This window comes from Saccharopolyspora sp. ASAGF58 (assembly GCF_012277335.1).
GTDB lineage: Bacteria > Actinomycetota > Actinomycetes > Mycobacteriales > Pseudonocardiaceae > Saccharopolyspora > Saccharopolyspora hattusasensis.
The window spans coordinates 5,872,127-5,893,970 of the sequence record NZ_CP040605.1; the positions used below are offsets into that span (position 1 = coordinate 5,872,127).

24 protein-coding genes and 1 pseudogene are annotated in these 21,844 nt (G+C 66.4%); 9 read left to right on the forward strand and 16 right to left on the reverse strand.

From position 1 onward, the window contains the following. Positions 1 to 117: 117 nt before the first annotated feature. From FDZ84_RS27330 to FDZ84_RS27345, 4 genes are read right to left on the reverse strand one after another with little or no spacing between them, the layout of a single operon-like run. A complete protein-coding gene (locus tag FDZ84_RS27330; RefSeq protein ID WP_168588214.1) occupies positions 118 to 1,461 on the reverse strand; it encodes an acetyl/propionyl/methylcrotonyl-CoA carboxylase subunit alpha in 1,344 nt (447 codons plus the stop codon). After that, entirely contained in the window at positions 1,458 to 1,697 is a 240-nt protein-coding gene (locus FDZ84_RS27335) for an acetyl-CoA carboxylase (RefSeq protein WP_168588215.1), read from the reverse strand. Before FDZ84_RS27335 ends, FDZ84_RS27330 begins: the two co-directional genes overlap by 4 nt. Positions 1,698 to 1,727: 30 nt before the next feature. Further along, complete coding sequence (locus tag FDZ84_RS27340; RefSeq protein WP_168588216.1) at positions 1,728 to 2,711, reverse strand: biotin-dependent carboxyltransferase family protein; 984 nt, start codon at positions 2,709 to 2,711, stop codon at positions 1,728 to 1,730. Further along, positions 2,708 to 3,610, reverse strand: coding sequence for an allophanate hydrolase subunit 1 (locus FDZ84_RS27345; protein ID WP_168588217.1), 903 nt, complete (start codon positions 3,608 to 3,610; stop codon positions 2,708 to 2,710). Before FDZ84_RS27345 ends, FDZ84_RS27340 begins: the two co-directional genes overlap by 4 nt. Before the next feature lie 250 nt (positions 3,611 to 3,860). On the opposite strand from FDZ84_RS27345, the gene FDZ84_RS27350 reads away from it, so the two are divergent. Further along, the gene (locus FDZ84_RS27350; protein ID WP_168588218.1) at positions 3,861 to 4,631 is read left to right on the forward strand and encodes a LamB/YcsF family protein; all 771 of its coding nucleotides are present in this window, start codon (positions 3,861 to 3,863) and stop codon (positions 4,629 to 4,631) included. Positions 4,632 to 4,760: 129 nt separating this feature from the next. On the opposite strand, the gene FDZ84_RS27355 is transcribed toward FDZ84_RS27350, so the two are convergent. From FDZ84_RS27355 to FDZ84_RS27370, 4 genes are all read right to left on the reverse strand, one after another. Then, a complete protein-coding gene (locus FDZ84_RS27355) occupies positions 4,761 to 5,780 on the reverse strand; it encodes a biotin-dependent carboxyltransferase family protein (RefSeq protein ID WP_168588219.1) in 1,020 nt (339 codons plus the stop codon). Continuing rightward, positions 5,777 to 6,739, reverse strand: coding sequence for an allophanate hydrolase subunit 1 (locus FDZ84_RS27360; RefSeq protein ID WP_168588220.1), 963 nt, complete (start codon positions 6,737 to 6,739; stop codon positions 5,777 to 5,779). The genes FDZ84_RS27355 and FDZ84_RS27360 overlap by 4 nt, the downstream gene beginning before the upstream one ends. A gap of 40 nt (positions 6,740 to 6,779) precedes the next feature. Further along, positions 6,780 to 8,396: a cytosine permease gene (locus FDZ84_RS27365; RefSeq protein WP_210435136.1), complete on the reverse strand. Its 1,617-nt coding sequence runs from the start codon at positions 8,394 to 8,396 to the stop codon at positions 6,780 to 6,782. 126 nt (positions 8,397 to 8,522) lie between these two features. Next, entirely contained in the window at positions 8,523 to 10,010 is a 1,488-nt protein-coding gene (locus tag FDZ84_RS27370) for a PucR family transcriptional regulator (protein ID WP_210435137.1), read from the reverse strand. A gap of 449 nt (positions 10,011 to 10,459) precedes the next feature. Between FDZ84_RS27370 and FDZ84_RS27375 the strand changes: the two genes are divergently transcribed. After that, positions 10,460 to 11,017, forward strand: a complete 558-nt coding sequence (locus FDZ84_RS27375) for a ferritin (RefSeq protein WP_168588222.1) — start codon at positions 10,460 to 10,462, stop codon at positions 11,015 to 11,017. A 172-nt stretch (positions 11,018 to 11,189) separates the two neighbouring features. Here the strand turns inward: FDZ84_RS27375 and FDZ84_RS27380 are convergent, their stop codons facing one another. Together FDZ84_RS27380 and FDZ84_RS27385 are read right to left on the reverse strand one after the other, a co-directional pair. Further along, entirely contained in the window at positions 11,190 to 11,363 is a 174-nt protein-coding gene (locus tag FDZ84_RS27380; protein WP_168588223.1) for a hypothetical protein, read from the reverse strand. Positions 11,364 to 11,388: 25 nt separating this feature from the next. Beyond that, positions 11,389 to 11,643, reverse strand: a pseudogene (locus tag FDZ84_RS27385) (universal stress protein); the annotation flags it as partial. A gap of 98 nt (positions 11,644 to 11,741) precedes the next feature. Here FDZ84_RS27385 and FDZ84_RS27390 point away from each other — a divergent pair. From FDZ84_RS27390 to FDZ84_RS27405, 4 genes are all read left to right on the forward strand, one after another. After that, positions 11,742 to 12,158 (forward strand): cyclic nucleotide-binding/CBS domain-containing protein, encoded by a 417-nt coding sequence (locus tag FDZ84_RS27390; RefSeq protein ID WP_168588224.1) that lies wholly within the window; start codon positions 11,742 to 11,744, stop codon positions 12,156 to 12,158. Positions 12,159 to 12,388: 230 nt separating this feature from the next. Further along, positions 12,389 to 13,243: a universal stress protein gene (locus FDZ84_RS27395; protein ID WP_168588225.1), complete on the forward strand. Its 855-nt coding sequence runs from the start codon at positions 12,389 to 12,391 to the stop codon at positions 13,241 to 13,243. Beyond that, positions 13,236 to 13,874, forward strand: a complete 639-nt coding sequence (locus tag FDZ84_RS27400) for a hypothetical protein (RefSeq protein WP_246868464.1) — start codon at positions 13,236 to 13,238, stop codon at positions 13,872 to 13,874. The genes FDZ84_RS27395 and FDZ84_RS27400 overlap by 8 nt, the downstream gene beginning before the upstream one ends. A gap of 214 nt (positions 13,875 to 14,088) precedes the next feature. Then, the gene (locus FDZ84_RS27405; protein WP_168588226.1) at positions 14,089 to 14,787 is read left to right on the forward strand and encodes a haloacid dehalogenase type II; all 699 of its coding nucleotides are present in this window, start codon (positions 14,089 to 14,091) and stop codon (positions 14,785 to 14,787) included. Positions 14,788 to 14,971: 184 nt separating this feature from the next. Here the strand turns inward: FDZ84_RS27405 and FDZ84_RS27410 are convergent, their stop codons facing one another. Further along, positions 14,972 to 15,976 carry a nitroreductase family protein gene (locus tag FDZ84_RS27410; protein WP_168588227.1) on the reverse strand — a complete coding sequence of 335 codons (1,005 nt, stop codon included), beginning with the start codon at positions 15,974 to 15,976 and terminating at the stop codon, positions 14,972 to 14,974. A gap of 320 nt (positions 15,977 to 16,296) precedes the next feature. On the opposite strand from FDZ84_RS27410, the gene FDZ84_RS27415 reads away from it, so the two are divergent. Further along, a complete protein-coding gene (locus FDZ84_RS27415; RefSeq protein ID WP_246868465.1) occupies positions 16,297 to 16,803 on the forward strand; it encodes a universal stress protein in 507 nt (168 codons plus the stop codon). Between the two features lie 32 nt (positions 16,804 to 16,835). Beyond that, on the forward strand, positions 16,836 to 17,036 hold the full coding sequence (locus FDZ84_RS27420; RefSeq protein WP_371812690.1) for a universal stress protein: 201 nt from the start codon (positions 16,836 to 16,838) through the stop codon (positions 17,034 to 17,036). Positions 17,037 to 17,046: 10 nt separating this feature from the next. Here the strand turns inward: FDZ84_RS27420 and FDZ84_RS27425 are convergent, their stop codons facing one another. Then, positions 17,047 to 17,886, reverse strand: a complete 840-nt coding sequence (locus tag FDZ84_RS27425; protein ID WP_168588229.1) for a universal stress protein — start codon at positions 17,884 to 17,886, stop codon at positions 17,047 to 17,049. Positions 17,887 to 17,895: 9 nt separating this feature from the next. Then, entirely contained in the window at positions 17,896 to 18,720 is an 825-nt protein-coding gene (locus tag FDZ84_RS27430) for a universal stress protein (RefSeq protein WP_168588230.1), read from the reverse strand. 316 nt (positions 18,721 to 19,036) lie between these two features. Between FDZ84_RS27430 and FDZ84_RS27435 the strand changes: the two genes are divergently transcribed. Further along, positions 19,037 to 19,303, forward strand: coding sequence for a DUF3040 domain-containing protein (locus FDZ84_RS27435; protein ID WP_168588231.1), 267 nt, complete (start codon positions 19,037 to 19,039; stop codon positions 19,301 to 19,303). 193 nt (positions 19,304 to 19,496) lie between these two features. On the opposite strand, the gene FDZ84_RS27440 is transcribed toward FDZ84_RS27435, so the two are convergent. The 3 genes from FDZ84_RS27440 to FDZ84_RS27450 form a co-directional block, all read right to left on the reverse strand. Then, positions 19,497 to 20,951 (reverse strand): HAD-IC family P-type ATPase, encoded by a 1,455-nt coding sequence (locus tag FDZ84_RS27440; protein ID WP_168588232.1) that lies wholly within the window; start codon positions 20,949 to 20,951, stop codon positions 19,497 to 19,499. A 38-nt stretch (positions 20,952 to 20,989) separates the two neighbouring features. Further along, positions 20,990 to 21,181, reverse strand: a complete 192-nt coding sequence (locus FDZ84_RS27445) for a hypothetical protein (protein WP_210435138.1) — start codon at positions 21,179 to 21,181, stop codon at positions 20,990 to 20,992. Positions 21,182 to 21,378: 197 nt separating this feature from the next. Further along, the gene (locus FDZ84_RS27450; RefSeq protein ID WP_168588233.1) at positions 21,379 to 21,786 is read right to left on the reverse strand and encodes an Hsp20/alpha crystallin family protein; all 408 of its coding nucleotides are present in this window, start codon (positions 21,784 to 21,786) and stop codon (positions 21,379 to 21,381) included. Positions 21,787 to 21,844 lie beyond the last annotated feature (58 nt).

Genomic DNA, 21,844 nt, shown 5'->3' on the forward strand with positions numbered 1-21,844 from the left:
GTGTGAGGCGAACGGACCGTTCGCGTCGGTAGGTGGCGCGAACGGTCCGTTCGCCTCATTCACCTGACGCTGGCCGGCGCGGTCGAGGGTGGTGTGGCTCGGGAAAGGTATTGCGAGTCACTCAAACCAAGCCTCCAACCAACTTGTGTGGACAGTGCCCTTGCGCAGTTCCGGGCAGGCAAGCAGGCTGCCGTAGAGAGCACGGGCCGTGGGCACTCCCTGCACGTGGAGTTCGCCGAGCGCCTGCTCAGCGCGCGCGAACGCCTGTTCCCGATCGGCACCCCAGCAGATGAGCTTGGCGATCATGGAATCGTAGAACGGGCTGATGCGGTCTCCGGTGACGAAACCGGTGTCGATGCGGACTCCCGGCCCGCCGGGCAGGTCGAAACGGGTTAGCTCTCCAGGCGTGGGTGCGAAGTCGTTCTCAGCGTCTTCGGCATTGATCCGCAGCTCGACTGCGGCGCCTTGCAGGGAGATCTCGTCCTGCCGGACCGATAATGCTTCGCCTTGCGCGATGCGCAGTTGCTCGGCAACCAGGTCGATCCCGGTGACACATTCGGTGATGGGATGCTCGACCTGGATGCGCGTGTTCATTTCCATGAAGTAGAAGGAGCCGTCTTCGTCGAGGAGGAACTCGACGGTGCCTGCGCCGCGGTATCCGACGTGGGCGGCAAGACGTACGGCGGCAGCGCAGATTTCCGACCGGGTGGCCGCATCGAGATCGGGTGCGGGTGCTTCCTCGATGAGCTTCTGCCTGCGACGCTGGACCGAGCAGTCCCGTTCGTAGGCGTGCACGACGTTTCCCCGGTCGTCGGCCAAGACCTGCACTTCGATGTGCCGGGCCCGGGCAAGAGCGCGTTCCAAGTACATCGTGTCGTCGCCGAAGGCCGCATTGGCCTCCGCTTTTGCCGTGGCGAACACGTCGGCGAGCCGGTCCGGCGACTCGACTGGGCGGATGCCCCGGCCCCCGCCGCCGGCGGCGGCCTTGATCAGCAACGGGTAGCCGATGGTTTCGGCGGCCCACTGTGCCATTGCCAGGTCGGTCACGGGTTCGCTCCCGGGAAGGACCGGAACCCCTGCGGCTTTGGCAGTGCGGCGCGCGGCGGCTTTGTCCCCCATCCGCTCTATGACCTCCGGCGAAGGCCCGATGAAGGTCATTCCCGCCGCTTCGACGCGGCGCGCGAAATCGGCATTCTCGGCGAGAAAACCGTAGCCGGGGTGCACGGCGTCGGCGCCCGTCTCCTCGGCGGCCGCCAGCAGCGCGCCAATGTTCAAATAGGACTGGGCGGCCGGTGACCCTCCAATGTATACGGACTCATCAGCGAGCTGGACCCAGCGCGAGTTCGCGTCGGACTTGGAGTACACAGCAACGGCTTCGATACCGGCCTCGTGGCACGCCCGGATGACGCGCAGCGCGATCTCACCTCGGTTGGCGACGAGAACGCGAGTCAGGGCGTTCATGCGGATTCCACCTCCGCGATGTCGTCGCCGATCGAGACCTCGTCACCGTCCTCGACGAGGAACCGCGAGAAGGTACCCTGCTCGTCGGCCTTGACCTCGTTGAAGGTCTTCATCACCTCGATGAGCGCGATGGTTTGACCGGGAGCGATCGAGTTTCCCTCGGCGACATAGGCGTCGGCGTCGGGGGACGGGCGTCGGTAAAACACGCCGGGCATCGGGGCCTTGATGGTAGGCATGACTCTCCTGTGCGGGTTGGTCGGGCTTCGTCAGGGGGTGAGCGTGGCGCGGAGGCGTTCGAGGCGCTCCCGGCGTTGGCTCCGTGCGGCGAGTGCCGTTTCCAGGTCCACGGAGACGAAACGAACTCGGTCTCCTGTCTTGGCTTGGCCGAAGATGTCCCGGTCGGCCGAGACGACCGTGGCGATTGTCGCGTAGCCTCCACCGGTCACGGCGTCGTTGAGCAGCACGATCGGCTCGTCGCCACCGGGAACCTGGATCGACCCGATCGGATAACCGAGGTCGACGACGTTCGCCGGGTCGCTTCCGGCGCCGGCGGGTTGCTCTCGTTCGACGAAGTCGAGCGTGCCCCCGCGCAGCCGGTAGCCGATGCGGTCGGCGTCCTTGGTGACCTTCCATTCGGTTTTCAGGAACGAGTGGAGGGCGGCATCGGTGAGCCGGTATGCGCACAAGCCGACGACTACGCGCACTTCCGATTGCGGCAGCAGTGCCGGGCGCAGCTCTTCGGGGACGGCCGCACCGGGGCGAGGACTGCCGTTCTCGCTGGTCTTGCCGAGCGGCAGTCGGTCACCTTCGGTGAGTTTCCGGCCGTCGAGGCCGCCGATGCCAGTGAGTGTGTAGGTGGACCGGGACCCGAGGTACTCCGAGACGTCCACGCCGCCGCTGACCGCTATATAGAACCGGGTCCCGGCGGTGATCATCGAAAACTTGAGGACATCACCGGCGCCGACTGCCATTGTCTGCCACGTCTCGACCGGTTCGCCGTTGAGCATCACGGGCGCTGCCGCGCCGGTCACGGCGACGAGCCGGTCGTCGGTGAACTCCAGCTCCGGGCCGATGTAGGTGGCCTCTAGCGCGGCGGCGCCGACGGGATTGCCGACCAGCATGTTCGCCGCAGCGTAGGAGTACTGGTCCATGGCGCCGGACGGTGGCATGCCGATGTCGTAGTGGCCGTTGCGGCCGGCGTCCTGCACGGTCGTGAACAGCCCACCCGATTGCACGATCAGCTTGGTCATCGGTACAGCACCTCCAGCAGTTCGCTGTTGACCGCGTCCGGGTCCGCGAGGAACTCGGCCGGCTTGAACTCGAACTCCCGAATCCGGTACCGGAACGTGCCCCTTTCCACTTCGGTGCGGACCTGGTCGAACTCCGTCTGGTCGATCGCGCGGTAGCGCAGCACGTCGCCAGGCTTGGGGAAGACGATGCTGTCGGCGAAGTCCGGCAGTGTCTGCGACAGGTCGAACACGGGGGCGGGCGCGAGTCCGAACAGCTGGTATCCGCCGGCGCCGCGTACCGGGTAGATCACGGCGAATGCGCCACCGAAGCCGAACGCGCGTTCGGGAGTGTCGGTGCGGGGCCGCACGTACTTCGGTACCTCGATCTGGCGGTCCGGTGACACGAGCTGGTAGCAGAACGGCAGGCCGGGAACGAAGCCGATCATGGTCACGATGTAGGGCGCTCCGGAAAGCGCCGAGATGAACCGCTGGACGTCTTCGAAGCCGTTGATGCGCGCCGCGTATTCCAGGTCGGTGGCATCCGGGTCCTGATGACGGTCCCGGAAGCGCAGCAGCGTCTCCCGGGTCCACGGGTCGTCGTAGAGTACGGGGACGTCGACCACCCGCGTGTGCAGGACGTGGTCCGCCGAGAGGCTGGTGGCGGATCGCTCCAAGCCCTGGAGATGCTCGACCAGTTCGGCGGGGTGGAGACGGTCGGGGTCGACCCGGATCATGTACGAGGCGTTCGACGGACAGATGTCGACGATTCCGTCGAGGTGCTGATCGCGCAACGCGGCGGTGATGGTCATGGCCTTGAAGTTCGCCTCCAGGCTCATCGCCTGAGCGATCTCAACGAAGACGAACTCGTCCGCGCCGAAATGGTAGTGCGCAGGCGGCAGCTCCAGCGATGCCGTTGCCACAGCTTCTCTCCAATCAGTCACGCCCGCTGCCTGATCGGCTCACGGGGCATGGGGGTCACTGTGAACCCGCACCGCAGTGGTCGGCCACTGGCCGACTTGGACAAAAGCAGGGGCAAATGTGGCCGAACCGCTGATTCTGCTGGGCGGTGCGCGTGCCAACACTGTGCTCAAAGTGTCGATGCGGCACTGTGGCCACAGGAGTGTCTCTGCTTTCAGGTAGACCGGTGGGCTTTGACGAAACGGAGTGGGCATGAAGAAATTGATCGATCTCAATGCCGATGCGGGGGAGAGCTTCGGCCGCTGGCGGCTCGGCGACGACGCGCGCCTGATGCCGCTGGTGTCGTCGGTCAACGTGGCCTGCGGGTGGCATGCGGGCGACCCGGCGACCATGCGCCGCTCGGCCGGGCTGGCCAAGTCGCACGGAACCGCACTCGGGGCACATCCGGGATTTCCCGACCTGGTCGGGTTCGGTCGGCGAGCGCTCGCGATGACCCCGCAACAAGCCGCTGATGCATGTCTGTACCAGCTCGGCGCCCTGCGCAGCTTCGCCGACTCGCTCGGGATCGCCCTGACGCACGTCAAACCGCACGGTGCCTTCTACGGGTTGACCACCCGGGACCCGGAAGTGACCGATGCCATTGCCGAGGTGGTTACCGCGGTCGACCCGGAGCTGATCCTGGTCCTGCTCGCGGGCCCGACCGCCGAGAAGGTTGCAGCACGTGGCGTGCGGGTGGCTCGGGAAGCTTTTGCCGACCTGGACTACGACGATGACGGCCACATCATCATCGAGCCCGATCCGGTCGCGAAGTCTCCCGAGCACTGCGCCGAGAAGGCCATGGCCATCCTTGCGGGCGAAGTGGTCTCGACCAGTGGGAAGACTCTGCCAGTGGACGCCGACACCATCTGCTTGCACGGCGACCGGCCGAACGCGATCGAGATCGCCCAGGCAGTCCGGCAGCGATTCAGCGCGGCTGACGTCACGGTGGCGCCCATGGCCGAGGTGATCGCAAACCGTCCCTGAGAGCCTGCTTTCAGGCTCGGTGAGAGTGGCGAGGGTGGGCTAAGCCCTAAGCGGCCGGGGCCGCTTCCGAGCATAAACCCGCCCTACTGCCCTGTACGCCGCAACATTTAAGACAGCCTCGTGAGCAGGTCATAGCGTTTCGAGATGCCGCGGGTCCAGGGCGTACTCGGTGTGAGCGGCCAGGGCATATGCCTCCTGGATCCCGACCTCCCGGAACCGTACGGTGTCGCGGCCCGGTCGGAGCTGGCCGATTTTCCAGAGCGCGGCGTGGACCACGGTGGCGATCACGACGAAGCCGCCCGAAGACGCCCCGTCGGGGCCGAGGATCATCGGCGTGTCGCCGTTGATGTGGATACCACCTAGCGGATAGCTGAAGTCGGGCACGTTCGACGGATGCCCGCCCGCAGCCCCTCCGTCCGTCCGTGACCACTGGAAATGGTGGGTGTTGAGGCGGGTGGCCGATCTGTCCGAGTTCATGTTCACCCGCCATGCTGCCGAGACGAAATCCGCCCAGTCCTGCTCGGTCACGAACTCGGGGTCAGTGTGCGGGCCCCGCATGACTTCGATCTCCCAGTGCTCGGGATAGGTCGGGCGCAACGACTGCGGAAGCCTGGCCCTGCGGATCGCCCGGGCCTTCGGCGTGCCGGTGGTGAGTACGTCGCCCCGGATGAGCGCTCGGCCATCGATCCCGCCCACGCCGGCGACGAGGTGAGTCGAACGGGACCCGAACACCTCGGGAACCGCGAAACCACCAGAGAAAGCCAGATTGAGCCGGAACCCAGGGCCTTTGGCGCGTGAACAGCTCACCAAGTCGCCGGGGCGAACCTCGAAAGACTCCCACAGGGGAACCTCGATGCCGTTGAGCGACGGGGCTGCTCCTTCGGCTCCGCAGAGGGCGACCAGCCCGGGGGCACCCACGCGCGCGCTGAACCTCCCAACCGGGATCTCCAGCACCGCGGCACCGCCGGCGTTGCCGACGAGGACGTTGGCCACTCGCGCGGCGAAGTGGTCCATAGGACCCGAGGGGAAGAAACCTCGAGGCCGCATCCCGCGCCGTCCGGGCCAGTCCTGGACGGTCGTCTGGATCCCGGCATCGAGCACTTCCAACGCATGCTCGTCAGGAGACCGGCGGATGATTTCGTGGTTCACGATGGCCTCGCGGGCGATCCGAGCGCCGATGCGGTGCCCCCTGATGTCGTTTCCGCCGGGTTCCCGAGCTCACGTAGGTAGTCAGCGACGCAGAACGGAGCGTCCTCGATCGAGTACTCGTAGCGATTGTCGAAGACATCGCGCCGCGCCTCCAGCAACTCCTCTTCCGTTACTCGCACGAAGCGCACCTGATCGCCGGGCTGGATCAGGATCGGTTCGCGGTGGAACACCCTGTGCTGGCCGTAGATGTCGTAGATGGGCACCGTCCTGCCGAACAGCTGGTAGCTTCCTGTCGATTCGACGGGGAAGATGGCCGCGCACGCGCCCCCGATGCCGACCGCGCCCTCCGCGGTCCAGGCCCGCGGCGGGTTGTACTTGGGGGCGAACAGCTTCTTGCCGGGATGCAGCGGGAACAGGAACGGCAGGCCGGGGAAGAACCCGGTGAACGCGGTCCACCAGGACACCCCGGTAACGGTGGAGTAGAGCTCCTCCGGGCCGGATAAGCTGCTGTTCTCCACGATGTAGTCGATGTTGCTGCCGCCGCGCGTGTACGGTGCGTCGTGCCGGATCGTGGCGACGTAGCGTTCCACCGCCTCACGTGATGTCGAGTCGTCGAATGCGATCGGGAGAGTGATCCGGCGGCTCGGGATGATCAGTGACGAAAGCGCGGGGAGCCTTTCGTGGATCTCCTCCAGTTCACGCAGGATCGCCTCGCGCGTGCTCTGCTCAGGATCGAAACTGATCAGGATGGCGCGCAGACCGGGCGCTGCTTCCACGAATCCTGCCGGCGGCTCCGCCAGCAGGATGCCCAGCACCGCCACGACAACGAAGTTGAGTCGCAGGTCGACGTCCGGCTCGCCGTACTCGACGAGGATGCTCCGGTCCCCGGCCTGCCGGTAGGCGATCGCGGGCCGTTCACCCGCCGGGGGAGTCCGGCAGATCACTGTGCTTGAAGTCATGGGCGCCGTCCTTTGCTGCTGGACAGCGCCCATTCTGCAGTCACGGTCTTTCCGCCACCAAACCCCGCTCCGATGCCGCCATCGCCTCCGCCTCGGCACGCGCTGCTCGGTAGAAGCTCGGACTGGCTGCCGCGCAGCCCGAGCAGATCGCGGCTCCGGCCACGCTGGGATCGCGATCCATCTCCACGGCCACGTAGGACTTGTCACAGTGGTGGCACCGAATTCGTGCCTCCCAGATGTCATCGACCTCGTCTCGTGGATCGGTGCCCCGATCAAGCACGACCCGGTCCCAGGTGCGCACCACGATCGCATAGCCGAGCACCGCCACGAGCAGGGTGATCGGAGTCGACCACGTTCCGCCGAAGGTGCCGGTGCCCTCCAGTACGGCGATACCGGTCCCGGCTGCCACGAGCCACACGAGGAGGCCGGGCGAGACAAGCCGAAGCCGTCCCGGACGGAACTCCGGAAGCTGGTCGCGATCCTTGCGTGCCAGCACGATGTGGGTGAGCGCCACACCGACCCATGCAACGACGAAAACGCCCTGCCACTGCAGCGCCGACAGGAGGTAGGTCAGCACATCGGTGAGCATGAGCAGGTAGACCAGTGCACCGGCGAGGACCACCCACACGGTACGGTGCAACTTGATCTTGAAGATCCGGGAGCAGAATGCTTCGAGGTTGGTGGAGGCAAGGTAGAAGTTCGCGGTGTTGATGCGGGTCTGGCTGACCCAGATCAACAGCACGCCGGCCAGACCCATCAGGCCGACGATGGAGTAGACGACAGAGACCTCGCTGATGGCGCCATTGGTGGGCACGGTCTGCGAGATGAAGATGCCAGCCAGGCCGTTGACCATGAACGTACCCAGGTAGAAAACCGGGCCGAAGCTGACTACGCCGTGGAACGTGGCATCCGATCGGCGACCGAAACGAGCGAAGTCGATCGTGTACAGCATCATGATCCAGACGCCCATGTAGACGGTGAACGCGAATACCCATCCTGGACCGGCAACTTGCACCGGCTGTGATGGCACGGCGTGCAACCAGTCAGCGCTGAATCCATACTGCGACCCGGCCCACGCCACGGCGCCCACCAAGCCGAGCACGTAGAACGGCAGCAGGACGCCATTGAACTTGTCCAGCCAAACGCGGACGCCCCCAAAGACCAAGGGGATGCTGTAGAGCACGACGATCAGGTACCACCATCGGAGGGCCAGCCCATCGAAGTAGTGCTCGAGGGCCACGGCGACGACGGAACCTTCGAAGACGGCGTAGTAGATCGCGGTCGCGGCGAAGATCAGTGGAGCCAGCGCGGCACCGAAATAGCCGAACAGGCGCCGCGACATCAGCGCGACCGTCAGTCCTGTCCGGTTCGCGTACCGGGACAGCACGAAGTTCACGCCACCATGGGTCAGAACCGCCAGTGCGATTCCAATCAGCGCGTCCCGTGTGCCCACCGTCCGCGCCACCGACGCCGCGACGACCAACCAGAACATCGCACTGAACAAGGCAGCCCACGCCATGGACAGCGATAGACGTCCACTTCGCCACGAGCGGGGAACCGCATGCATTGAGTAGTCCTCGGTCGCGGCTTCCCGCACCACGCGGGGATCATCTTCGTAGGAGATGTCGAGCTCGGCTCGCCCCTGCGCCTTTGTCATGAAAGGCCTCCTCGGTCTGACGGAAGGTGGAGAAAGAGTCCGATCTATGAGGAGGCGTAACCATGCGCGCCAGGGCGAAAATCCGATCGGGAGTTGTCCCGATTGGCCAGTAGCGGCGACGCCGGCTTAGCTGAGCTCGCGCATGCGCAGCGCTAGCCACAGCTCGGCGCGAGCTGTGGGATCATCTAGCGAACAGTCGAGCAGTTCCGTGATTCGCCTGAGCCGGTAGCGCAGCGTGTGCCGGTGGATACCGAGCTCCGTGGCCGAGACATCGACGAGGCCGTTGTTCGCCAGGAAGACCCGCAGAGTCGAGATCAAATCCAGCTTGGACCGTTGTGCGTGGCGATCGAGGGGCTCCAGTAGCGCGGCGGCCCAGCCCTGGGCCCCGGGGTTGTCCAACTGGGCCAACAGACCTGCGGTCGCGACATCCCTGGCGAGCAGGAGCCGCTCCGTTTTCGAGGTCCCGAAGTAAACCGAGCGTGCGCGCCGCAACGCGTCGGGGACGTCGGCAAGCTGCACTCCTTCGCTGGCTACCCCCCGCGCCCCAGGAACGCGATGAAGCACTTCCTCCAAAGCCTGGAGATCCCCCTCCGCGACGGAAAGCAAGATCAGTACGCTCCGCCGGTCGTACTGCGCGACCAACGCTCCCGACTGCATGAGGCCATGCTGCTCCTCAGCCGCCGCGAGAAGATCACCAAGCGCTTCGCGGGAACAGCCGAGCACCGCGATCCGCGCCGGGCCGGGCGGGAGGGTTACCGCGAGCGTGTCCGCCGCCTCTTCAGCGAGAGCGGCGTGACCTCCTAGCACCAGCTGTAGCACCGCGCGCCGGTCTCGTCGTTCAGCCTCGTTCGCCTCCTGCTCACTCACCAGGTCCAGGGACAGCAAGCCCATCGCCCCGGTAAGCACCGAACGCTCGACCGGCGTTAAGGGCGTAGTCCGACCGGCCACCACGTAGCCCTGGACCCGCCCGCGCACATCGATCGGCAGCACCGCAGCCTGGTCCCCGCCGACCGAAAGCGATGCCGCGCCAGTACGAACGTCCAACCCGAGTGAATCCAAATCCATCCGGATTCGCGCAGCGCGCCTGCGTGCCGCGGTGGGCACCGCGTAGCGGATTCTCGCCTCCGTGTCCAGGAGCAGCACCCACGAATCAAGTGCCTCAGCAAGCTCAACAAGCACTGCTCTTGGGCCTCGCGCGGACAACGCGGCCCGAATCAGGTCGCTTTGCGCCTCCAACGCGCTGTTGAGCGCCCGTTCCTGCAGGCGGGCGATCTCCTCCGCAATAGCCTCGCTGATCGCGATGAACGGAGTCTCCTCGGGAACCGACAGCAGCGGCAGTCCCCGGCGAGACGCGGCTTCGATCAACGGCGGGGGCACGTGCGTATGGGCCACGCCGATCCCGAACCCCAGACCTACCACATCGCGTTCCACGAGGCATCGGACGTAGGCGTCCCATTCGACGTCTGCCATGCCTTTTCCGGTTGTGAGCAGAAGCTCACCGCCAGATAAGAAACGCGCCGGGTCTTCCAGCTCACTGATGTGTACCCACCGGATGGGCCGGTCGACATAGGCATCCACTAACGACCGAAGCCGTAATCTGCCCAGCCCCAGCAACCAGCGCACCGTCGGTCGCATTGATCCTCCCACGCAAGGGACATCGTCCACTACCTGGCCATCCTCGGTCAGCGCACCGGCTCTACGCCATACCGTCAGTCCACCCGGGACTTCGATGAAACCCCACCACAGAGCCCACATGGCTCACTTCTGACCACTTCCGCACCAAGGTAGCCAGGGCGTGGTCCACTGCAGCCCGTGTTGGAGGATCGGGTGCGGCGCGGGTACATTGTGGACGGTCATGGTGCACTGCTGACCGCCGCCTCGTCGGATTAGCGAAGCGCCGACGGGACGACGCTCGTGGATCGAGACCGTCAGGAACACCGATCTCCTCGAACAGGATCGGCCTTGCGCAGATGGGTTTGGTGTGGCGGGACGGTGTCGCTCGATTGGTTTGAATGCTGGAAACCGGGTTCTTGGCGGTCAACGGTGCGCCGTAGCGTTTGTGTATGGCTACCGTTGTGAAGATCGTGCCGCGCACCTCGCGTGTCCAGAACCTTTTCGAGGAGCAGGTGGGCAACGAGTTGGCCGTGGCGCAGCAGTACCTTGCGATCGCGGTGTGGTTCGACCAGCGGGATCTGCCCCGGCTGGCTTCGTACTTCTACCGGCACTCGGTGAAGAAGCGCAACGATGGGATGCGGGTCGTCCAATACATGTTGGACAACAACATCGAGGTCGAGATTCCCGGAGTTCCGGCCGTCCGCAGCAGGTTCGAGGATCCCCGTGAGCTCATCGCCCTCGCCTTGGAGAAGGAGCGTGCCGTGACCGACGAAGTCACGACGTTGTCGCAGAAGCTCCGGGAGGATGAGGACTACCTCGGCGAGCAGTTCATGCGCTGGTTCTTGACCGAACAGGTCGAACAGGTCGCGGAAATGACCACGATGCTCGATGTCATGGACCGCTCGCAGGGCAACATGTTCGACATGGAGGACTACCTCAAACGAGACCCCGTCGGCGAAGACAGGAACGAGTCCGCAGCCCCGCGCACAGCGGGCGGGACACTATAACCGGATCCGGCACCGGCCACAGCGGGTCGGTGCTGCTGCTTCCCCGTCTCACCTGCACCTCGAGTACCACGCCGCTCATTAGCACGACCCGTCCTGCCGAGACGAAGCACGAGGTTCCGGCGCAGATCCGGACGTGACGAGTGCCGCGCGGACCGGCGAAATCGGCGTAGAATCACGCCGCACCGGTGACCGCGGCCACCGGCCGCCGGACCTCCTCGGCGATGACGTGCAGGTCGCTCGCGCTGATGCGCTCCCGTCGCGCAGCAGCGGCATGCAACCGCCCGAGCACTCCGGTCTCGCCGTGCCCGAACCGCTGTTCCCATTCCACAAACGCATCTCGCCTCACGGACTCCCCCTCCGGGAAGAGGCCTTCAGCCCGGGACCACCGCGACCGGACACGGCGGGTGGTGCAACACGCCTCTGGCCACCGAACCCACCAGCAGGCCGGGAAATCCCCCGAGCCCACGATGGCCCACCACCAGCAGCTGCGCATGCTGTGCGGCCTCGCGCAGTGCTTGCGCCGGCGGGATGTTCGACACGATCTGGCGCACGACCACTTCCGGGTAGGACTCAGTCCAGGCGGACACCTGTTCGGCGAGGCACGATGACTCAGAGCCGTCCCCAGTTGCAAGCTCCGCGTCCGGCGGCGAGTGACCATCTCCCCTAGCTGAGACGCCGCGGGCGCGCGACGGTCGGGACCGGGTACGGCCCTTCGAGGTGGAACATGACCGACCAGGAAACCGCGCTCGACCTCGCCAGCACCCCCGTGGTCGCGGTCCGACCCGAGCTGGCCGCGATGGATGCGTTGTATGAGATGTACCGCCGCGACGTGCACCACCTCGCCGTGGTCGCCGACGAGGACACCGTCGGGCTGGTGAACGCGGCAGACCTGCTGCAGGGCATCGCGGCCCAGTACCCGAAGACGACCACTTCGGTCGGCTCGCTGTGCCCGGCGCAGGGACCCCGGGTGGACGCGGCCGACGACATCGGTGTCGCAGCGCAACGCATGATCGACGCCCACACCGATGCCGTCTTGGTCATGCGGCACGGGCGGGTGTGCGGCGTGCTCACCGCGGTCGATCTCGTCCGCAGCATCGCCCAGGACTCCGTCGCACACCAGGAGAAAGAGGGGTCGCGATGAGTGTCGCCAGCGCCGAGATGGACGGGAGCCACGGGCAGGACGCGTGGTTTTGCTGGCGGAGCGCTTCGCCCGCGGGGAAATGGGCGAAGAAGAATACCGGCACCGGATGACGGTATTCGCCGAACGCAGGCGCCGGACGTGACGCCTGGGTTGGGCGTACCACGCAAGTGGTACCCGAGAACGAGCTGGGGACGATCCGATGTACCCGATTTCGACGTGGGGGAACGCGGATGCGGTGCGTGCTGGCGGGCGTTGATGGCTCCGCTGAGTCGGCGACTGCGGCACTCTGGGCAGCTGACGAGGCATCCCTGCGTGGTGTGGCGTTGCGGCTGGTGACGGTCGTCGCGAGTGGCGACAGCTCGCAGGCATGGAGCGTCGTGCGCAGCGCCGGCGAGTTGTGTCGCCGTGAGCATCGCAAGATCGATAGTGCCGAAGACGTGGTGCACGGATTCCCACCGGATGCACTGGCCTTGGAGTCCGTCGACGCCCAGTTGCTCGTCGTCGGTTCGCGCGGCCGGGGCGCCGTTGCCGAGACGCTGCTGGGATCGGTGAGCAGAGCGGTCGCGGAACGAGCGAGCTGTCCAGTCGTCGTCGTTCCGCAGCGCCGGACCAGTTTCGCCCTGGGCCCGGTGGTGCTCGGTGTGGCAGACCCGCCATTCGATTCGGCGGCAGTCTCGTTCGCCTTCGCAGAAGCAGCCCTGCGGGACACCCCGCTGCTGGTGGTGCACGTGTGGCGACCGGTCCCAGGCAGGCAGTTCCGGACCGCGCCCGCATCGATGGCGAGGTTGTCGACAGTGGACGAAGCCCGAACCGACCTGACAGTGAATCTGGCTGACTGGACGGCAAAATACCCGAACGTTCAACTAGGCACTGACGTGCGCTACGGCAATCCCGCCGAGGAGTTGAGCCTCGCCGCCTCCTCGGCCCAGCTGCTGGTCCTCGGCCACCACAGCAGGGTACTCGGGTTCGGCTCGGTCGCGCGCAGCGTCCTGCACCGTGCGGACTGCCCGGTCGTGATCGTCGGCGAAACCCACCACGGCGAGGACCTCGATTTCGCCGAAGAAGGGAGAAGAGCTGATGAATGACGAGACCGACAAGACGCGGACCCAGCACCCCGACGTCGCCTCAGCGACGTGGGAGGTCACCGAGCGTTCGGTGAGCGTCGACGACTTCGCGGCGCGCTACGACGTCGGCGCGGTCGAACACCTGGTCGTCGACGCGCAGCCCGAGACGATGTACCAGGCGCTGCGACATCTCGACCTGCTCACCATCAGGTCGCGAACCGCGGACCTGGCCATGTGGGCGCGGGGACTGCCGGAACGGCTCAAACGCCGCGTTCCGCCTCGGGTTCCGACCCGCTTGACCTACGACGACCTGTGCATCAGCGGAGACTGGGTGCTGCTCGGCGAACAGCCAGGCCGGGAAGTGGTTTTCGGTGCGGTGGGCAGGTTCTGGACGCCGATCGTGCGCATGGAGGAGATCACGGCCGAGGAGTTCGCAGAGTACGGCAAGCCCGGCAGGGGAAAGATCGTCACCTCGCTCTCGGTGCGCCCCTACGGCCGCCGCGGAAGCCTGGCCACCTACGACATCCGCACCACGCTCGACGATCCGATCACGCGCCGGATCTTCACGCTCTACTGGCGGACGGTATCGCCGTTCGTCAAAGCCATCATGCGCGCCACCCTGCGCGCTGCGGCAAAGCAGGCGCGCTCGTGAGTGATTTTTCTGGCGAGAAAGGGGCTCTTCTGCTTCTTCCATAGGTTAGGCGTGTCCGGGGATTGACACATCTACCGAGACATGACACCGGTAAGAATCGGCATTGCCGCTCACGGCCCGATGGACGCCGGTCGTGAGTGAGTGGTCCGGTAAGAACCGGCATCATCACTCACGACCGCACCGCCGCCCGCATTCCCGTGGAAAGATCGCCGGAATGGCGATCGATGTGTGCGAGATTCGGGTCCTGTTCTTCGACGTGCTCGGGACCGTGGTGGACGAAGCAGGTTCGGCAGCGGACGAGTTCGAACGGGCCGTACACGACGCAACGGGTCAGAGCGGACACGGCAAGCCGCTGGCCGCAACGTGGTTTAGCGAGTGTACCCAGCGGCTGAACTCGATTCTCGGAGGTGAGTCGTGGGCGCCGCTGGAGGAGATCAACCGCCACGCCCTGGCCACAGCAGTCGAAGAACAAGGACTCACCGTTGACGCCTCGGCCCTGGACCGGCTCGCGCTGGTCACCCGACGGCTGCGCCCGTGGCCGGATGCGGCGCCTGCTCTCCGCGCCTTATCCGGACGTTTCACCCTGGCGGCGCTGTCCAACGCGACCACGGCGATGCTCGCCGCTATCAGCCGCCGAGGCGCTCTACCTTGGCACTGCGTGCTTTCCAGCGAACTCGTGCGCTCCTACAAGCCCGACCCCGTGGTGTACGCGATGGCGCTGGATCTTCTCCGCGTCGAACCCGAGCAGAGCATGCTCGTCGCGGCACACCCCTGGGACCTGCGCGCCGCAGCGGCGAAAGGCATCCGAACGGCATACGTGGCCCGGGCAGGAGAGGGCGCCCCAGAACCCACCGACGCCTTCGACGTCGAAGTCGACGACCTCACCCACCTCGCACGCACATTGATCGAGTGAGAGGACGCACGGCACCTTTTGCCAAATTACTTGGAAAAGGGATTCTCTCGTGGGCAGACGGGGTGCGGTGACGGCCACGGATGGGGCCCCAGCGTTGCACGGACGCTGGCCAACGTCGGCACCGTAAGGTGCTGGCTCGCGGAACGTTTTCACACGCTGCGTGAACGGCTCTGATCAAGACAGCTCAGGTTTCGAACGCTTCGGCGGCGCCGTTGACGAGCATGTCGCCGATGTCCCGGCGGGGTGAAGCGACCGACGGCGCGCCGTGGCCGATCCGCAGCAGTGCTCGTGGGGTGACGTTTCCACCGAGCAGCCGTTGGAGCTCCTCGCGTGTCTCCGGCACCTCGACGACCTCGGAGATCATCGACGCGAACAGGCCTTGTGCGGTTGCAGTCAGCCACAACCGCTGCAGCGCCTGCCCGGCCTGCAGATCTGCTTCCCGGCTGTTGTGGCGGGTGCACAAGACGACCAGCAAGGGATGGGTTTCGAATTCGGTTCCCGGCGCCCGCTCGGTGTGCCCGGCGGTGAAGTCGCGGTGCACCCACTGGTCCTTGGGTTCCGGTTTGGGGCCCGCTGCCGACACCGGCACGCCCTCGGTCGTGTCATCGGCGCGTCCGATCCATGCGGCCATTTCGGTTCGGAAGCGCGGGTCGGCCATCTGCGCTCGATGCGCACGATGCACCAACCCCTCAAGCGTGCCGTGCTCGCCTGGCTGTACCACGTGCAGCCAGGCTTGCTCTTCGTGAGCAGCGCGCATCAGCAAGTGCCGGTCCTCTGTGGACACAGGTATGTTCCGGAACGGCTGTCGATGGCTGTGCCGCTCGGTGATCGCCTCATAGCACCGGAGGTCGACCGGGCGCTGATGCGCTTGGCCGCCGCCGCGCACCTCGGCCAGCGTGGTGGCGGCTGCCAGGTGCGGTAGCAACGTCACCACCGGCCGGATGCCCGCTTGTTCCAGAGCGAGTCGCAGGTTGAACAGCGCCGCCCCGCACGCCAACCGCAGTTCCCTGTCCTCGGGGTCGGCGACCGGCAGGTGCCGTTTCGGATCCGCGTGCAGTTCGATCAGTTGGGGCAGGATCCGGAAGCGCCACGGCTGGCTGTTGTGCAGCGATGGAGCCATCCCGGCCAGCCGGATGATCTGCTCCGTCTGGCCGGATGTCAGCCCGAAGGCCGCGGGGAACGCTCGCATTCACGACTCCTCATCCGCGCGTTCGATGCCCGTCACTGTGACTGTTCGGAGTTTGCCGGGGCGAGGGTCCAAGTGCCTCTGAACTGCACCGGAGGCGCGAGTGACGAAGTGCCCTAATTCCGGTCGAATGCATGGCGCAGCCTTGGCATCGACACCGATCCGCTCGGGGAGCCAGTGATGAACGGTTCACCTGGCGACAACCCACAATGGCTGGTCCAGGCGCTGCGGTCGATTCCCAACCCGTTGCGACGCCGGGAGCGGGACGTTGTCGAACCGATGTGGACTCGCTTGCGTTGAGGCAGGAGTGCGAGGTGGGAGCAGTGACCGGCTATGAGGTTCTCGTGGTGGGAGTGGACGGATCGGACGCGAGCGCGCGAGCGCTGCGCTGGGCCCTCGATGAAGGACGGCGGCGGTGCATACCGGTGCACGCGGTCATGGCTTGGACGTCGCACGCTGTTCTCGCCGGGCCGGGCCCGATGTTGATGCGTCCTGGCCTGGCGCCGCACCACGTGCGGGAACAGCTTTGGGAGGACCTGAAGAATGTGGTGCGCGGCTGCATGGGCGGAACCACGACGCCGGAGGTCCACATCGAACTCGTCGAGGGTGATGCTGCCGAGGTGTTGGCCGAGCGGTCGGCGCACGCCACGATGCTGGTCCTGGGTGATCGTGGTCACGGGAGGGGCGCCGACGCGATTCTGGGTAGCACGGCACTGCGGTGCATCCACAAGGCACGAAGCCCGGTGCTGGTCGTCCCCGAAGGAATGCCGGAGCGGACCGGGCAACATGAACAGGCCGGCGTGGCCTCCCTCGATCCCGCGCTTGATTAAGGCGAGTCAGCAGTGAGGGGAGATCGATCGGGATGAATCCCGATGTCAGCGTTCGGCGGGTGGTGACGCCGGAAAAGCCCGCCGAGGCGCTGTTCAGAGAAGCCGAGGGCGCGAGCCTGCTGGTCGTGGGCAGCCTTGGGAGGGGACGCATCCGTCGCAGCCTGCTCGGCTCGGTGAGCCACGCGGTCGTCAACCGCGCCTCTTGCCCGGTCGCGGTCCTGCGCGCCGGGTAACGCGCCGGCCCTACTTCGCTTGATGTCCTCCTGCGGTACGGACGACAGCCACAGGGCACTGGGCATGGTGCAGCACGCCTGCGGCTACCGAGCCCAGGAAAAGCCCGTCGAACCCGCCGCCGCCCCGGTGCCCGACGACGAGCAGACACGCGTCGCGGGCCGCGTCGGTCAAGGCTGCTACGGGGTGTCCCCGCTGGGCCACCTCGCGCACCGTGACCTTTGGGTGTTCCTCGCGCAGGGCAGCGGTTTGCTTGCCCAGCGACTGTTTGATCCCCCGCTCCACCTGTTCGCGGTCGGCGGGCGTCAAGGGCACGGCGAGCAGGCCTTCTTCGTGCCACACCTCCATCGCGACCAGGTCGGTGCCCAGCCGCTCTGCGGCGGCGAACGCGAACCGCAGCGCTTCCTGGCTGCACGGTGAATCATCCACACCGGCGACCACTGGGCCCACGGTGGTGGGGATGCCCTTGCGCACGATGACGACCGGGCAGGCCGCGTGGGTGGCCACGCCGACACTCACCCCGCCCAGCAGGGCGTCGGTGAAACCGCCATGCCCACGCGCACCGAGAACCACCAACTGTGCTTTCGCGCTCTGACGCAACAGCACCTCGACGGGATGACCGGTCGCGACTTCGGCGGTCACCGCAAGATTCGGCCGGTTGGCACTGCACTCCGCCGCGGCCTTCTGGACCGCCTTCTCGGCGTAATCGGCGCGGGCCGGATCGTCGTTGGTGATCACGACGTGAAGCGGCGCGTGGCGGCGATCCGCTTCCGCGGCGGCCCAGGCGGCAGCCGCGATCGAGCTGTCTGATCCGTCAATGCCCACCACGACGGGCTGGTCCGGTGTTGACATGGCACTCCCTCAACCTTCCGCGTCACGGACGACAGCGACCGGGCACTGGGCGTGGTGCAGCACGCCGGCGGCCACCGACCCCAGCAGCAGTCCGGTGAACCCGCCGCGTCCGCGGTGCCCGACAACCAGCAGCCGTGCATCTTCGGCTGCGGCGGCGAGCTCGGCCACCGGGTGTCCCCGCTGGGCGAGCTTGCGGACAGGCACGTTCGGGTAGGGCTCGGCCCAGCCGGCGAGCTGCTCTGCCACCCCGCGCAGCGCTTCGTCGCGCAGATCGGCCAGCTCGTATTCCAGGTGGGGCACGACCGGCGCGTACTCGATGTCCTGCCATACCTGCATGGCCACGAGCCCGGACTCATACCGGGACGCGGCGTCGAACGCGTAGTGCAGGGCGGCGCCGCTGTGCGGGGAGTTGTCCAGCCCGACTACGACCGGGCCGCTGTCGCGGTGGTCTCGGACCACGACGACCGGGCACCGCGCGTGGGTAGCCACCTTGGCGCTGACCGAGCCCAGCAAGGTCGCGGCCAGTGCGCTTCGTCCGCGTGAACCGACCACGACCAGCTCGGCGCCGTCGGAGAGCTGCAGCAGGACGTCCGCGGGGTCACCGGGCACGACGTCCGAGGAGCCTTCAAGGCTCGGGTGGTCGCCTGCGATCTGGTCCGTCACGGGCCCGAGGATTTCCCATGCCTCGTCGTCCCACATCGGGTCACCGGACGCCATCACGACGTACAGTTGCTTGGCGGGCCGCAGATCGGCTTCTCCAGCAGCCCACCGAACGGCCGTCAGCGACGATTCGGAGCCATCCACTCCGACGACAACCCGCCCACTCGACTCCATGCCAAACCTCCCACTGCCTGCCTCCTGGGTACCCCGGGCCAGCTTCGGCACATAAGGCCACTCGGCCCTAAATAGTCAGTGGGGCCGCGGTTCTCGGTGATGGCGACAGCGATCACGGTCGGCGCGATGTAGGCGGCGGTGGCTCCGACCAGGCGTTGGCACCGATTCGCCGCGAACTGCGCATGGTATGGGGACGTTGGACCCTGCTGCGGCGCTGGCTCCGCCCTTCATCGTGAGGCGTCGACTCGAGCAGTGGGAAGGTCGCCGTCATCTTCCTCATAGGTTCGGTTCGCTCGGTGCACCTCGGGAGGTTCCGATGCTGAGACGCTACGAACGGCGCCTTCTCGAGGAGATCGAGCGGCAGCTGTGTTCCGAAGACCCGGAGTTCGCGCAAAGGATGACCCATGTGCGCCCATTCATGAAGGTCTTGGGGTGGCTCACGGTTCGCAGGGCTCTCGGAATTGTGACGGCGTTCCTCGCCCTGCTGTGCGTGGTGTTCAACGAAGGTACCGGATTCTTCGTTGCCGGGGCACTCGCCGCAGCGCTGTTCATGTCCGAGAGTTGGCAGATCCAGACCGAATGACGAGGAGTTTCGCGATGCCCACGACAGAGCACTGGTCGGTCGACATCTATCTCACCGAGCTGACCGGCGAGCTCGCACACCTGCACGGCTAGTCCGTGCGGCGAACGGCTTGATCCCGCACGAGGCGCATCGGAGACGACCAGATACTTCGCACTCGCCGACACCGTCCTCCATGGAGTGCGGCACGGTGAGCTCACCTCGGTGACTGCCGCCCAGAGCACGTAGCGCGTTGGCGATAACCGCGAGGTCGATGCAATCCCGCGTTCCGCAGCCGTCTGAGGGTTCTGGGGGCGTCCCTGCGAAGGGGATCGCGAAGCAGTAAGGCGCCGTGCAGTTCGCTTTCGCAGCTGACCCAGGCGATGGCGGTGGCGTCGAGCATGGCTCGGTTGAGCACGGCGTCGGCCCAACGGGGTCTGTTCTCCGGTAGTGCGAGTCTGCCGACTTCGACGCGCTTGCCGTCGACGATGCCGCTCATTCCTCGCCCGGGTTGTTCCGTCGCGTCGCGCGGTGGGAGCAGAGCGAGGTGCTGCTTTCGGGCGTGCGCGACGATGGCGTCGGCGAGTACGTGCGGGGATGCCTGGTCGAGTGAGGCGGCCATTCGGAGCACTTCCGACGCGTCGACGGTCGGTGCTGCGATGACGTCGACGACGGTCGGGCGTCCTGCGGTCAGGGTGCCGGTTTTGTCCACGATCACGGTGGTGGCGTGGCCGAGGTTCTCCAGAGCTGCGCCGTCGCGGATGATCACGCCGATCCGGGAGGCTCGGGACATGCCCGACACGATGGCGACCGGGACTGCCAGCAGCAGCGGGCACGGAGTGGCGACCACCAGCACGGCAACAGCGCCAACAGGGGAGCCGGTGATCAGCCAAGCGCCACCGGCCAGGAGCAGGGCCAGGGGTAGGAACCACGTCGCATACCGGTCGGCGAGGCGGACAACGGGTGCCCGCTCGGCACCGGCGTCCTGCGCCAACCGCACGATTCCGGTGTAAGTGCTTTCCTCGGCGGTCGCGCTGGCCCGCAGGTCGAAGGCGGAGCCGGCGTTGACGACCCCGCTGCGAACGGGCTCTCCGGCAGTGCGTTCGACGTGGGCGGGCTCGCCGGTCAGCACCGATTCGTCGAGGACTGCGGCAGTGCTTCCGACCTGGCCGTCCACCGGCACGACCTCGCCGGGGTTCACCAGCAGCAGGTCGCCGACGCTCACTTGGTCCACGACGACGGTTTCGAGCGCGCCATCCGCGTATCGATGGGCGAACCGCGGCGCGTGTTCCAGCAAGGCTCGCAGGTCGTGGGAGGCGCGGCGCTGCGCTGCGGCGTCCAGGGCCTGCCCGGACGCCAGCATGACCGCGATCAGCGATCCGGCGAGGTACTCGTGCACCACGAGGGTGCCACCGAGCGAGAGCACGGCGATGAGATCTACCCCGGTACGTCCGCGCCACAGCGCGTGCGCCATCCACGTCAGCGCGGGCACGATCGCTACCGCGGTTCCGGCCACCCATGCCGCGTCGGCCGTGCTGGTGGCGCCGACCGCCCAGGCGATGACGCCGAGCAGCAACGCGCCCGCCGTGACAGCGAGAAGGGTTGGCTCGAACCACAGCCGAACGCGGCGTGCAGCGTTCGGCCACCTGGGTACTGAGCGTGGTTCGGACATCAGCGGCACATCCCCAATAGTCGGAGCTGGCTCCGGCGTCATGACCAAGCGGTGAGGAAGTCGACTGCCGAGTCCATTGTGGTGAGTCTGTCGTAGTCGTCTTCGTCGATGCGGATTCCGCTGGCATTGCCGAGGGTTTCGACGAAGACGAGGAAGTCCAGGAAGTCCAGCGCCGTGCAGAGTTCGTTAGTGCTGGTGAGGGTCTGTTCCCGCAACTCTCCGTAGCTCATTTCCGTCACTGGTCCTGCTTGTTCACGCAACGCAGTACCGCGACGTGCGTCCGATCGCCGACGGCGTGGCGAGCCCCCGCTTCGTGAGCGATGTTCACGCCCCGGCCGCCAGGAGTGTTGTTCGTCCTACCGCGAGATGACGTGGCGTGCCGGGGAAGGGGAAGGCGCGGCCGCTGTCCGCCACGCCCTCCAGTCGTTCACTTGCCCTTGCGCATCACCGGGATTTCCTTGCGGGTCTCGGCTTCTCGGCGTGGCATGTGGATGGTGAGGATGCCCGCTTCGTACTCGGCGTTGATGTCTTCGGTGTTGCAGCTGGTCGGCAGCAGCAGGGTGCGGCTGAACGAGCCGTAGTAGAACTCGCTGTGCCGGTCGGTGCGTTCTTCGTGCTTGCGCTCCGCGGTGATCTTGAGCTGGTTGCCCTCGACGTTGATGTGGATGTCCTTTTCGGGGTCCACGCCGGGGAGTTCGCAGCGGACCACGAACTCGTCCTTCTCAGTGTAGGTCTCCACGCGCATCGCATGCCGTTCACCGAAGGGCCACTCGGTTTCGAACATCTGGAAGATGTCAGGCAGGCCTAGGCTCGGCCGAGGCTGCAAGCTAGTCATGGTGTCCTCCGTTCGCGAAAGATGGACAACGTCCACGGTCCGTCCTGCCATCCCTGTG

Bases quoted from the DNA above. Each gene is read 5' to 3' on its own strand.
- FDZ84_RS27435 (WP_168588231.1), top strand. From the start codon at position 19,037: ATGCTGAGACGCTACGAACGGCGCCTTCTCGAGGAGATCGAGCGGCAG.
- FDZ84_RS27335 (WP_168588215.1), bottom strand. From the start codon at position 1,697: ATGCCTACCATCAAGGCCCCGATGCCCGGCGTGTTTTACCGACGCCCG.
- FDZ84_RS27330 (WP_168588214.1), bottom strand. From the start codon at position 1,461: ATGAACGCCCTGACTCGCGTTCTCGTCGCCAACCGAGGTGAGATCGCG.
- FDZ84_RS27430 (WP_168588230.1), bottom strand. From the start codon at position 18,720: ATGGAGTCGAGTGGGCGGGTTGTCGTCGGAGTGGATGGCTCCGAATCG.
- FDZ84_RS27440 (WP_168588232.1), bottom strand. From the start codon at position 20,951: ATGTCCGAACCACGCTCAGTACCCAGGTGGCCGAACGCTGCACGCCGC.
- FDZ84_RS27450 (WP_168588233.1), bottom strand. From the start codon at position 21,786: ATGACTAGCTTGCAGCCTCGGCCGAGCCTAGGCCTGCCTGACATCTTC.
- FDZ84_RS27365 (WP_210435136.1), bottom strand. From the start codon at position 8,396: ATGACAAAGGCGCAGGGGCGAGCCGAGCTCGACATCTCCTACGAAGAT.
- FDZ84_RS27350 (WP_168588218.1), top strand. From the start codon at position 3,861: ATGAAGAAATTGATCGATCTCAATGCCGATGCGGGGGAGAGCTTCGGC.
- FDZ84_RS27405 (WP_168588226.1), top strand. From the start codon at position 14,089: ATGGCGATCGATGTGTGCGAGATTCGGGTCCTGTTCTTCGACGTGCTC.
- FDZ84_RS27410 (WP_168588227.1), bottom strand. From the start codon at position 15,976: ATGCGAGCGTTCCCCGCGGCCTTCGGGCTGACATCCGGCCAGACGGAG.
- FDZ84_RS27395 (WP_168588225.1), top strand. From the start codon at position 12,389: ATGCGGTGCGTGCTGGCGGGCGTTGATGGCTCCGCTGAGTCGGCGACT.
- FDZ84_RS27445 (WP_210435138.1), bottom strand. From the start codon at position 21,181: ATGAGCTACGGAGAGTTGCGGGAACAGACCCTCACCAGCACTAACGAA.
- FDZ84_RS27360 (WP_168588220.1), bottom strand. From the start codon at position 6,739: ATGACTTCAAGCACAGTGATCTGCCGGACTCCCCCGGCGGGTGAACGG.
- FDZ84_RS27400 (WP_246868464.1), top strand. From the start codon at position 13,236: ATGAATGACGAGACCGACAAGACGCGGACCCAGCACCCCGACGTCGCC.
- FDZ84_RS27375 (WP_168588222.1), top strand. From the start codon at position 10,460: ATGGCTACCGTTGTGAAGATCGTGCCGCGCACCTCGCGTGTCCAGAAC.
- FDZ84_RS27420 (WP_371812690.1), top strand. From the start codon at position 16,836: ATGAATCCCGATGTCAGCGTTCGGCGGGTGGTGACGCCGGAAAAGCCC.
- FDZ84_RS27340 (WP_168588216.1), bottom strand. From the start codon at position 2,711: ATGACCAAGCTGATCGTGCAATCGGGTGGGCTGTTCACGACCGTGCAG.
- FDZ84_RS27425 (WP_168588229.1), bottom strand. From the start codon at position 17,886: ATGTCAACACCGGACCAGCCCGTCGTGGTGGGCATTGACGGATCAGAC.
- FDZ84_RS27390 (WP_168588224.1), top strand. From the start codon at position 11,742: ATGACCGACCAGGAAACCGCGCTCGACCTCGCCAGCACCCCCGTGGTC.